Source organism: Acidobacteriota bacterium (assembly GCA_040754075.1).
Lineage (GTDB): Bacteria > Acidobacteriota > Blastocatellia > UBA7656 > UBA7656 > JBFMDH01.
In genome coordinates this window covers 284025-295879 of record JBFMDH010000002.1, presented here as the reverse complement: position 1 = coordinate 295879, position 11855 = coordinate 284025, and the positions used below count along the sequence as shown (strand labels likewise).

The window sequence follows — 11855 nt, the reverse complement described above, 5'->3', positions numbered from 1 at the left end:
TTGAGGTTCTCAACACCATGAACGAATTGGATTGGCATCTGCTTGAAGACAAACTGCCACTCGATAGCATTACAGTTGGCGGCGTCGAACTCAAAGCGGGCAATCGGGTGCGCCTCAGACCGCGCAAAGGCGGCGACATTTTTGATCTGGCGCTCGCGGGCAAGCTCGCGACCATCGAAGGCATCGAGCAGGATTATGAAAATAATATTCTGCTGGCAGTCGTCGTTGATGACGATCCGGGCAAAGATTTGGGAATGCTCAGGCAACCCGGTCACCGCTTCTTTTTTTCGCCGGAAGAGATTGAGCCACTCGTTTGAAGGGCATTTTTAAAGGTGAAGGCATGGAACAACCGCGCATCCTGATTGCCTGTATCGGCAACATTTTTCAAGGCGACGACGCTTTCGGTGTGGAAGTCGCCAAACAGCTCAGGCAACGCGAAATGCCTGATGCGGTGCGCGTGGTTGATTACGGGATTCGCGGTTTCGATTTGGCTTATGCATTGATGGATGGTTATGACGTGACCATCTTCGTTGATGCAACCATGCGCGGCAATGCGCCGGGAACGCTTTATGTGATTGAACCGGATTTACAGGAATTCGACGAATCAACCGAGCAGGGCTTGATGGTTGAACCTCACGGCATGAATCCCCTGAAGGTGTTGCGTATGGCGCATTCAATGGGCGCGCAGTTCAACAAATTGCTGGTGGTCGGTTGCGAACCGGCATCGCTTGGCGGCGAAGAAGGCGCGATGGGATTGAGCGCGCCGGTGCAGGCGGCAGTTGGTGAAGCCGTCAAGCTTCTTGAAGAACTTATCAAAGAGAATTTGTATGGTTGCTCATCACCTGAACGAAGTCAGCATTCGGCAAGCGGCAGGTCAAAATCATCAGGCGGTGAAGTTGGTTAAACCATGCCGATGTGAACGGTGGTTTGCACGGCTTTCTAAAGTTGATGAAGTGAATCGTTGAAGGTGTTTGGAAGCTATCGAAGCATTGATGTCTGCGGTCAATTCAACCGCTAACCTAATTTGATTCAAGATGCCCGCAATACCCTGCGGGAACTTTGCAAAGGAGCGCAACATGGAACACAACGGCAACAATTCGGAAAGCAAAGAAACGCTTTATTTGATGGGTGGTCTTGCCCTGATGGTTTTCGGTGCGGGTCTGGTGATTACGCATCCGGTTGTGCGTAAGACGGTGAGCGCGGGATTATCCGCCGTTTTGCCCGGATTACAGAACAAATTTCCGGTGGATTTGTCGGCTATCGGTCCCGATATTCAGAGATACTTCAAACTTCGAGAAATGTAATTTGTATAGAAAGGCTGAATCAATTGCATGAGTGAACGTGACGGCTCAGTAACTCGCTATAGGTTGGATGCTGCTCAAAGTAAATTCACGGTACAGGCATTTGCCACAGGCTTGCTCGCCGGGTTCGGGCATAATCCGACCATTGCCATCCGTAATTTTACGGGCGAAGCGCAATTCACCCCGGATAATCTGACCAACGCCTCGCTACAGTTAACGGTAAATATCGATTCTCTGAACTTGCTTGATGATGTCAAAGAAAAGGACAAGCAAGAGATCGAGCGCACGATGATGCATGATGTGCTTGAAGCCAGGCGCTTCCCTGAAATCATTTTTCAGAGCAAAGAAATTATGCTGACGCGCATTATTGAGGGGCGTTATAAAGCGAAAATTATCGGCGACGTGACCTTGCACGGCGTGACGCGCAGCGGCATCTGGGTGATTGCGCAGATTACCCTGAATGGCGATGGGTTGCGAGCAGTCGGTGATTTTACGTTAAGGCAGACCGATTTCAATATCAAACTGGTGTCGGTTGCAGCCGGCGCGTTGAAAGTTAAAGATGAAGTGAAATTCACTTTTGATCTCGTCGGGCATAAAGAAACCGCTTAGACATCGAAGCTGAGGTTGAGCAAGCTGAGTGAAGAACCTGAACAGCCAAGCTCCGGCAATCGCCGCCTGGCAAGCCTGGTTCTGGCTCTCGGTTTATCAAAGCCCGCTGAACCGACTGATTATAGAATTGGCGAGATTGAGGTAAACGAAGTGAAGTACATTTGGCAACAGCACAAAGGTGAATCATCAACCGGATAACGCCATGCATGAATTATCTATTGCAATGAGCATGATTGAGATGGCGACTCAGGAAGCGGCGCGTCAGGGCGCGGCGCGAGTCACCGCGCTTCATTTAAAACTGGGACAACTTTCAGGGGTGGTCAAAGAGGCGTTGTTATTTTCGTGGGAGGTCGCCTGCGTAGACACGCCGCTTGCCGGTTCACGACTGGTCATCGAAGACGCGCCCGTGGTGGTTTATTGTTCGCGGTGTCAACGCGAACGCCCCCTGGATTCGATTCAAAAATTTTTCTGTCCGGTTTGCCACGCGCCCGCACCCGAAATCCGGCAAGGCAAAGAACTCGAAGTCATCGCTTTGGAGGTTCAATAAATGAGCACTCCCCGTTTAGTTCAAGTCAGACAAAACGTCCTGAAACACAATGATGTTTTGGCGCGCGTGTTGCGCGAACGCCTCAACAAAGCCGGGGTGTTTGCCGTGAGCCTCGTATCAAGTCCGGGCGCGGGCAAAACCGCTTTTTTAGAGCAAACCCTCAAACAATTGCGTTCGACTTGCCGGGTTGCGGCGCTGGTGGGCGATTTGGCAACCGATAATGACGCGGCGCGGCTTGCGCGCGCTGAAGTGCCGGTCAAACAGATTACCACAGGCACGGTTTGCCATCTTGAAGCTGAGATGGTGGCGCGCGCTCTTGAGGGTTGGAATCTGAGTGAATTGGATTGTCTGTTTATTGAAAACGTCGGCAATCTGGTGTGCCCGTCGAGTTACGATCTCGGCGAAGCGTTGCGATTGGTCTTGATGTCGGTTACCGAAGGCGAAGATAAACCGCTCAAGTATCCAACCATTTTCAATACTGCGGATGTTGCCATCATCACCAAAATAGATTTGGCTGCGGCAGTCGAATTCGATGTGCAGGCGGCGCAGCAAAGCATTCAATCGGTTCACCCTGAGATGCCGATATTTGAATTGTCGGCAAAGACCGGACAGGGCATGCAGGAATGGCTCGATTTTCTTCACGCTCAGGTGCAGCGGTAAAAAATATCGACAAACGGCGACGGACGTCACGGAGGGTTTGAATTTATGTGTTTAGCGATACCGGGAAAAATCATCGAACTGGTTGACGAAGAAAATCAAATTGCCAAAGTCGAAGTCGGCGGCGTGCGCCGCAATGTCAACACCGGTTTGCTCGATGAGGTTCACATCGGCGATTACGTGTTGATTCACGTTGGTTTTGCCATGAGCAAAGTAGATGAGCAGGAAGCTCAGGAAACGTTGCGGTTGCTGGAGGAACTCGGCTCTTATCAAGATGAGTTCGAGCAGTTCAGCGCCACTTTAGAGTAGCGCACTTGCGGTTGCGTTGAACCTCTAACGGCGACCGCATTTCAACAGTTCGCGACAAATCGCCGTCCCAAAATTTTTTTGAATTGCAACCGCAAATCAGCAACAGACAAATGACCAAAAGCCTTGAAGATTTTTCACGCGCCTTCTATCCCTTCCTGCATGACGAAGAGAAAAAGCCGCAGGAGTTGATGGCAGCCTTGCGCTTTTCTCTCAGTGAAAAAGCGCGTGAGAGCGTCGCCGTCAAAGAACAATTTTTTGCGAACAATCAGGATGCGATACTGGCAGCTTCGCTGGCTCTGGCTAAAGCGTTTTATCACGGGCGCAAATTGCTGGTGTGCGGCAATGGCGGTTCGGCAACCGACGCCGAGCATATCGCGGTTGAGTTTATGCACCCCATCACGGTCGGGCGCAAAGCGCTGCCGGCAATCTGTTTGAATAACGATATGGCGATGGTCACGGCGGTGGCGAATGATGTGGGGTTTGCGGATGTTTTCGCCCGGCAACTTATCGCACTTGGCAAACCGGGCGATGTGTTGCTGGGGCTTTCAACCAGTGGCAATTCCGAGAATCTGCTGCACGCTTTTCTAACGGCGCGCCGTTTGAAACTCATCACTATGGCGTTTGCCGGAGGCGATGGCGGTCGGGTGGCGGCGCTGCGCGAGGAAGGTTTGCTCAATTACTGCTTGACGGTTCCGACTTCCAGCATTCATCGCATTCAGGAAACCCACGTCGCGCTTTACCATGTGATGTGGGACATGGTGCATACCTTCCTCGAACACAAATCGCTGATTGCAGATTGACGGAGGCAAATAATGAAATTCATAGATGAATATCGGCAAAGCGAATTGGCGCGCGTGTTGGCGAATAAAATTTCCCGTTTGACGACCCAACCGCTCAAACTGATGGAAGTCTGCGGCGGGCACACGCACACAATTTTCAAATATGGGATAGAAGATTTATTGCCTGCCAACATTGAAATGATTCACGGTCCCGGTTGCCCGGTCTGTGTCATCCCGACCGGTCGCGTCGATGATGCGATTGCCATCGCCCAGCAAGCGGAGGTGATATTTACCACCTTTGGCGATGCCATGCGGGTGCCGGGTTCAAAAACCAGTTTGCTCAACGCCAAAGCCGCTGGCGCAGATGTGCGCATGGTTTATTCGCCGCTTGATGCCTTGAAACTCGCCCGCAAAAATCCTGACCGTCAGGTGGTCTTTTTCGCGCTCGGTTTTGAAACCACTTCCCCGTCAACGGCATTGACGGTTTTGCAAGCCGCCAAAGACGGCATCGAAAATTTCAGCATCTTCTGCAATCACATCATGATTGTTCCGGCGCTGAAAGCTATGCTCGATTCGCCGGATTTGCAACTTGATGGGTTTGTCGGTCCCGGGCATGTGAGCACGGTTATCGGCACGCGCTGTTATGATTTCGTGCCGCAACACTATGGCAAACCGCTGGTCGTCACGGGTTTTGAACCGCTCGATATTCTGCAATCGGTTTATATGATTGTCACCCAAATCGTTCAGGGACGCGCCGAAATCGAAAATCAATACGGGCGGGTCGTCGAACGCAACGGCAATCAGCGGGCTTTGGAAGCTTTGTTTGAAGTCTTCGACGCCCGCGATTATTTCGAGTGGCGGGGACTCGGTTCCATCGCCCATAGCGGTATGAAATTGCGCCATCAATACGCGAAGTTTGATGCCGAATTGAAATTCAGCGTACCGGGTTTGCGGGTTGCCGACCCGAAAGCCTGTCAGTGCGGCGAGATTTTAAAAGGCGTCAAAAAACCCTGGGAGTGCAAAGTATTTGGAACCGCGTGCACGCCGGAAACCCCGATTGGTTCCTGCATGGTATCAAGTGAGGGCGCGTGCGCGGCTTATTACAATTTCGGCAGGCTCTCGAAAATCGCCGAGCGTGCAAACACGCAACCGGTTGCTGCGAGGATTTGAAATGCCCACAGAATTTATATCATCGCCACTTTTTGAGCGCGTCGAACGGGCGCGGCGCAGAAAACCAAAAATCAAAGACACCCATATTACTCTGGCGCACGGCAGCGGCGGACGCGCCATGCATGAATTGATTGAAGGGCTTTTCCTCGATTATTTGAAAAACCCCTTGCTTGAAAAGCTTGAAGACCAGGCAGTTTTTGAAATCCCTCAGCATTCGTCAAAATTGAACGGCAACGGAAATCAGGGCGCGACGCGGCTGGCATTTACAACCGATTCATATGTGGTTGACCCGATCTTTTTTCGCGGCGGCGACATCGGCAAACTTGCAGTTCACGGCACGGTCAACGACCTGGCAATGAGCGGCGCGCGTCCGGTTTATCTTTCGGCAGGGTTTATTATCGAAGAAGGCTTTGCAGTTGACGACCTCAAACAGGTTCTCGCTTCGATGCGCGATGCGGCGCATGAAGCCGGTGTTGACATCGTCACCGGCGATACCAAAGTTGTGCAAAAAGGCAGCGCCGACAAACTCTTCATCAACACCTCGGGCATCGGAGTGATTGAACATCCGGTCGATATTTCCGTTTCACGCGCCGCGACCGGCGATAAAGTAATCGTCAGCGGCAGCATCGGCGACCACGGCACCACGATACTGATTGCCCGTGGCGAACTCGAACTTGAAACCGACATTGCAAGCGATTCCGCGCCGCTTAATTCACTCGTAAGCGATATGCTTGATGAAGCGGCGCAAGGTTCGCGGTTGGATGGAATTCATGTTTTACGCGACCCGACGCGCGGCGGTGTGGCAACCACATTGAATGAAATTGCTCTTGGTTCCGAACGCTACATTGAAATTTATGAAAGCCGGATTCCGGTGCGTGAAGAAGTAAAAGGAGCGTGTGAAATTTTAGGACTGGATGCGCTCTATGTTGCCAACGAAGGCAAGTTGATAGCGGTGGTTGCCGATGATATTGCCGAAGCGTTGGTGGCGCGAATGCGGAAAAATATTTATGGGCGCGATGCCTGCATCATCGGCGAAGTCAAAGCCGAACCGCAAGGCATCGTTTCAATGGTCACCGGATTTGGCGGCACACGCATTGTAGATATGCTGGTCGGCGAACAACTGCCGCGCATTTGTTGACGGAGTGGTCGCAGATAAAAGTTGATGCCGCGTCAACCATTAAAAGAGATTGATGAAAAGTTATCTTGCGGGTTGATAAATACAGGCTTAAATCATTCGCACGGTTTCATCGAGGCTGCGCGCGGCGTGTTCGAGATGCGCAGTCGCATGGGCATGAATGGTTTCAACATGACGCCAGCGAATGCCATGCACGCGGCGCAGGATTTTAATTTTCAAATGCGCCACTTCGCTGTTGATGCAATAGAGCGGCTCGCCATCCGGGTCAACATATTTCACCTGCAACATATCTTTCAAACGACATTGCGCCGTGCCTTTGATATAAACCCTGGGATTGAGCGCGGCAAAATGCCAATAGCCGATGCCCAGTTCATGCTGCCATTGTTCGGTAAACCGCATGCGTGTGAAATGATGTTCTTCGTCGTGATGACGCAGATAAAGCGAAAGCAGCGGCGCAAGCGTCCGTCCTGCGCGACGCGGACGCGCCGATAGACCTTCAAAGACTGTGCCTTCGTTTTTTTCAAAAGCGTTGGCGTGCACCCACACCCATTCATCAACGTGTTTGCTGCCCCAGAGATGGGTCTGACAACCGGGTTCATCATCAATTAAAATCGCTTCACCATCAACATAGATGACGCCGCTAAAGCGGGTATCGAGATTGGGGGAACAGACGAATGATGACGGGCGCACAATCGTCGTCAGGCTTTTCGGCACATGATAGTAGGTCGTTTCATTGGGAGTGAATCGCAAATCCCAGGCTATCGTGTGTTCGCCGTTTTCAACCCGACCGCTCGCGCCTGACGAGGTGAGCGTGGCTTCTTCGATGCGCAATTTGAATTGCTCTTTTTCGGTGTCGAACAAATCAATCGCATGAGTTTGCACCATACCGAAATTCTTTTCGGGATGCTGGCGGTCAAAAACCGTCGCCCAGAGTTCGGCGTGTGGCAGTTGCCCGCTATGCCCAATGGTCACGAAGGGGTCTTGCGCGAGGTGCGGGACTTCGATGGTGTAGCGAAACCAGAAGCCGCGCCCGGTCGAGCGTTGATTGAAAGTTAAAAACCAGACTTCGTAATGTCCGGCGCTTTTACCGTCCCAACGACAACGATTCGCCGCAGCCTCTGCTGCACCACTCCTTGCCGGATTGACACTGACCGCCATATGCAAAAGTCCTGTTTGAATTTCGTTTTGCGAGGGTTCTGATACTAACTCGGAACCGATTAAGGGTGACTTGACAACCAGACATTAACACCGCTTTGACTGGTTGGACAAACGCTTTTTGCTTTTGAAAAAGGATGTATTGAAGTCCCCTCAATGATTGGGCGGCTGGTCTCAGTCCGGTTTTATGATTAATGGGAATGACGGAAAATCACTGTACGACTGATCAAGGTTGGCTTCCCGGCGGATACTGCGGATCGAGCGGATCAAAACGGATAGATTCATACAGGTTTTATCAACCCTGAATCGGCTTTATCGGTTTTCAAAATCCGCTTGAATCCGCAGTATCCGCCGCATCCGCTGGGAAATTCACTTTAAAAATTCGCCCGGTCTTTTTCCGTAAGCGCATTGACTGCTCAACCATTGGTTCTCGATCTCACTTAAACCACCTGCACTTCGCGTTGTTCAAAGAGATGATCTAACCACAGCGAAGTCAGTTTCTCCGATGTCGAGTTTTGTCTCAAGCGTTGATGCAGGAAACTGAAATCAACGCGGTCAAGGTCCTGGTCTTGATTCAAACAGCTAAACACAAACGATTCTTTACCGCTCACCGGGTCAATGTGGCGTTGCAGACATTGCGAGCAGACCTCTTTCATCATGCATTGCATCGGCGAGTTGATTGAACCGATGCCCACATGCGTGGGATTTAACACATCGGCTAAAATCGTGTGTCGCGCTTGACGAACTGCTGCCATCATTCTGTCCGAACCGATGCAAATCAATCGCTCAACCGCCTGCAACGGAATCGGCACTTCGCCGAGTTCCCCGCGCGCATAACGATTCATCGCCTGCACGATATTGCCGACGACGCTGCGATCCTGCGGACGATGCGCAGGGATGGCTTCGCCTTCATCAACGCTCCAGATGACAATATCGCAAGCCTCTTCGATGGCGCGACGTTTGAACATATCTTTGCCGCGTTTGTAACCGGCGAAATAGATGACGCGATTGCCACGGGCTTTTAACGCTGCGGCAATCGAAAACAGCACAGCGTTGCCGAGTCCGCCGCCTGCCAGCAACACCGTTTGATTTTCCGGTATTTCAGTAGGCGTGCCTGTGGGTCCCATCAAGACAATTTCTTCGCCGGGTTCAAGCATCGCGCAAAGCCTGGACGAACCGCCCATTTCCAAAACGATTAATGAAATCAAGCCGCGTTCGGGGTCTGTCCACGCACCGGTGAGCGCCAGAGCTTCCATAGTCAAGCGAATGCCTTCGACCTCTTCGGCGGCGCTTTCGTAATTTTGCAAACGATAAAATTGACCGGGTTCAAAATTACGCGCAGCCATCGGCGCGCGGGCAATCACTTCGACAATGTTTTCGCCGAGGCGGATGGCATCCACGACCTGCGCGCGCAAGCCATCTTCCAACACTTCGGCAAACCGCACCCAGGCATTTTCACGCTCGGCTTGCTCTTCCAGAGTCTGTTCGGCAACTTCGCGCTCGAACAATTTCTTCACGTCCTGATAACCGTGTCTTGCCGAAGCCATCGCTTTCACGACGTTACCGGCAAACACCGGATGCGCGTCGCCATAAAATGAAATGAACCGACCGTTGTTTTGATACGAACTGAGAAAGCCAATGTCATTGCCGGTGACGCGCTCAAGTTCAAACTTGCCATCAACGGTTTCCACAGCGCGATGCATCGCGAAACATTTGCTCCTTTCATCAATGATAAAGGTGCCGGGATGCTCTTTTTCATAAACCGTATTCGGATTGGTTCCGGCGGCAATCATAATCGCCCGCGCCGGAAATTCGACCTTCTCGCCGGTGTCAGCCCATTTGCCGTCAACCAGCGTCTGGCGTGTGCAGACCAACGCTTTGGCGTGTCCGTAATCATCGAGCAAACATGCCGCAGGACTCATGCATTCGGTAAAGCCTATGCCTTCTTCGAGCGCCTTGATGACCTCTTCGTGATTCAAACGATAGGCGGGCGAATCCTGCAACCGTTTGCGATAAACAATGGTCACGCCGCCCCACAAGCGCACCAGTCTCGCAAAATCCGCAGGGCGACCGGCAGCCGCAGCCGCTGCGCGTTCGGTCTGCACCATGCGCCCATGCGCGAGAAAAGTGTGTACACGTTCGGTCTCTTCTTTATCGAGTTTCGCCCAGATGGCTTCTTCACCGATGCGACGGCGCAAACGCTCGAAGCGTTCCAGAACTTTTTCAACTTGTGTGACATAGTAAGCCTGCAATTCGGTCGCCGTATCAATTGCTGTAAGTCCGCCGCCGATGACTACCGCTGGCAGTTCAACTTCGAGATTGGTTAGCGAATTTTTACGAAATGCGCCCTGCCCTTGCAGTCCCATCAGAAAATCGGAAGCCATACGCACGCCACGCGACAGGTTATTTTCCATTGGCACCAAGGTCGGGCGACCCGCGCCCGCGGCAATCGCGATGTGGTCGAACCCTGAATTCCACGCATCTTCAATAGTCATCGTGCCGCCAAATCGCACGCCATCCATCAAGCGGAATTTTTTGCGCCGCATCAACAGAATGTAATTAATATCGAGGAAATTTTTATCCCAGCGCACCGTGATGCCATATTCGGCAACGCCGCCAAAGCCGACGGTTGGGCGTTCCGATAGCGGGCCTAGAATTTCTTTAATATCGCGAATCGGTTGCGGCACGCGGCGTTTTGCGCCTCGCAGTTGCAATGCCAGCGGTTCGACCTTCAAGCCTTCGATACCGACGACGCCGAAGCCTTCGTTAAGCAGATGATGCGCCAGCGTATAACCGGCAGGTCCCATGCCAACGACCAAAATATTTTTGCCGTTGTAACGCAATGGGTAAGGTCTTCGCGCATTGAGCGGATTCCAGCGCGCCAGGAGCGAAATAATCTCGAAGCCATACGAAAGATGCAATACTTCTGTGAGAATGCCGGTTTCGATTTGCGGAATGTTCACCGGGTCTTGCTTTTGAAAGATGCACGATTTCATGCAGTCATTGCAGATGCGATGACCCGTTCCGGCAAGCATCGGATTATCAATCATAATTACCGCAAGCGCGCCAATCGGATGCCCGTTTTTATAGAGGGCAATCATCTCCGATATTTTTTCATCGAGCGGACAGCCTTCGAGTTTGATGCCCAAAGGGTTGCGTTGTACCGCGCCGTCTTTGGCAAGCAGCCCTGTCGAACAGGAATCTTTGCCGCGTTCGTGACAGGTCAAACAGTAGTGTGATTCGCGCAGGTTTTCGCGCGGGGTGAACCGTTCATCGGTTAAATTGAATCCGTCACGATGGCGGCGCGTATCGTGCGGACCCATGAAAAATTCGGGAAGGTCAGGGCGCGGGTGAATGCGCGGCACCAGTTCCGTGTATTCGGTTTTGTGCGGAACCTGAAAACTGACGATTTGGGCGCGGCGTTCGGCGAGGCTTGGATGAAAGGCGAGCGCCTGAATCCACGTTTCGACATGCGTAAAACGCTCTTGCGCCGCAGCTTTTTCTTCCGGGTTTTCGCTGGTTTTGATGATGTCCTGCAAGGTCATGCAGACGACTGCCAGTTCGCGTTCGGAATCGGCGGTCAATGACACATCGAGCATCATCTCATCAACAATTTTTCTAAAGGTGAATTCCACTTCGACCGGGTCAATTTCGGCGATGGCTTCGAGGGTTGGCGGATTTTTAAAAATCCGTCTTTCCAGATAATCGCGTTTCCAGCGAAATAATACCTGTTCGTTGCGCACCCGTTCACAAAGCCCCTGGTAATCATTTTCGATTTTGAACAACTGCGCAATAAAGCTGCCCAGATAGGGCGCGATACGCATCAAGAGTTCCGATTCCTGAAGCCGCGTACAATTTTTTCCGCCGGTGTCGCGATACTGTTTAAATTCGGCGGCTAGTCCACTGTCGCCTTGCTCCAGGTAATGAAAAAACGTGCGGTCGAGCGCTTCGAGCCGCCGCACGCGGTTAAGGTCAGCATATTTGAAACCGGGTATCCCCAGTTGTAAGTTCCACGCCCGCGCTTCACCACGGGTATTTTCGGATAAATGTTTTAATGCCATTGGCGTCCCCAGTATGAATGATATGAATTTAAAGCCTATTGCTCGATTTCACTTTACCACGCGGTTTTTGTTCGCAAAAGTATAACGCTCTCGCGCCCGGCGTTTTCCCGTCGTCGCCTTGACCTGTTCAAA

The 11855-nt window shown here is 51.9% G+C and carries 12 protein-coding genes; 10 read left to right on the top strand and 2 right to left on the bottom strand.

All coding sequences use genetic code 11. From position 1 onward, the window contains the following. Window positions 1-17 precede the first annotated feature (17 nt). The 10 genes from AB1757_03290 (at window position 18) to hypE (ending at window position 6510) form a co-directional block, all read left to right on the top strand. Window positions 18-317, top strand: a complete 300-nt coding sequence (locus tag AB1757_03290) for a hypothetical protein (protein MEW6126064.1) — start codon at window positions 18-20, stop codon at window positions 315-317. After that, complete coding sequence (locus tag AB1757_03285; protein MEW6126063.1) at window positions 314-904, top strand: hydrogenase maturation protease; 591 nt, start codon at window positions 314-316, stop codon at window positions 902-904. Before AB1757_03290 ends, AB1757_03285 begins: the two co-directional genes overlap by 4 nt. A 172-nt stretch (window positions 905-1076) precedes the next feature. Next, window positions 1077-1304 (top strand): hypothetical protein, encoded by a 228-nt coding sequence (locus AB1757_03280; protein MEW6126062.1) that lies wholly within the window; start codon window positions 1077-1079, stop codon window positions 1302-1304. Window positions 1305-1331: 27 nt separating this feature from the next. After that, complete coding sequence (locus AB1757_03275) at window positions 1332-1910, top strand: YceI family protein (protein MEW6126061.1); 579 nt, start codon at window positions 1332-1334, stop codon at window positions 1908-1910. Window positions 1911-2112: 202 nt separating this feature from the next. After that, window positions 2113-2457 carry a hydrogenase maturation nickel metallochaperone HypA gene (gene hypA / locus AB1757_03270; GenBank protein MEW6126060.1) on the top strand — a complete coding sequence of 115 codons (345 nt, stop codon included), beginning with the start codon at window positions 2113-2115 and terminating at the stop codon, window positions 2455-2457. Beyond that, the gene (hypB, locus tag AB1757_03265) at window positions 2458-3117 is read left to right on the top strand and encodes a hydrogenase nickel incorporation protein HypB (protein MEW6126059.1); all 660 of its coding nucleotides are present in this window, start codon (window positions 2458-2460) and stop codon (window positions 3115-3117) included. A gap of 45 nt (window positions 3118-3162) precedes the next feature. Then, window positions 3163-3423 carry a HypC/HybG/HupF family hydrogenase formation chaperone gene (locus tag AB1757_03260; GenBank protein MEW6126058.1) on the top strand — a complete coding sequence of 87 codons (261 nt, stop codon included), beginning with the start codon at window positions 3163-3165 and terminating at the stop codon, window positions 3421-3423. 110 nt (window positions 3424-3533) lie between these two features. Beyond that, window positions 3534-4223, top strand: coding sequence for an SIS domain-containing protein (locus AB1757_03255; GenBank protein ID MEW6126057.1), 690 nt, complete (start codon window positions 3534-3536; stop codon window positions 4221-4223). A 12-nt stretch (window positions 4224-4235) separates the two neighbouring features. Then, window positions 4236-5372, top strand: a complete 1137-nt coding sequence (hypD, locus tag AB1757_03250) for a hydrogenase formation protein HypD (protein ID MEW6126056.1) — start codon at window positions 4236-4238, stop codon at window positions 5370-5372. Between the two features lies 1 nt (window position 5373). Then, window positions 5374-6510, top strand: coding sequence for a hydrogenase expression/formation protein HypE (gene hypE, locus AB1757_03245; protein MEW6126055.1), 1137 nt, complete (start codon window positions 5374-5376; stop codon window positions 6508-6510). Between the two features lie 87 nt (window positions 6511-6597). Here the strand turns inward: hypE and AB1757_03240 are convergent, their stop codons facing one another. Both AB1757_03240 and AB1757_03235 read right to left on the bottom strand, forming a co-directional pair. After that, window positions 6598-7665, bottom strand: coding sequence for a tocopherol cyclase family protein (locus AB1757_03240; GenBank protein ID MEW6126054.1), 1068 nt, complete (start codon window positions 7663-7665; stop codon window positions 6598-6600). Window positions 7666-8102: 437 nt separating this feature from the next. Further along, entirely contained in the window at window positions 8103-11723 is a 3621-nt protein-coding gene (locus tag AB1757_03235; protein ID MEW6126053.1) for an FAD-dependent oxidoreductase, read from the bottom strand. Window positions 11724-11855 lie beyond the last annotated feature (132 nt).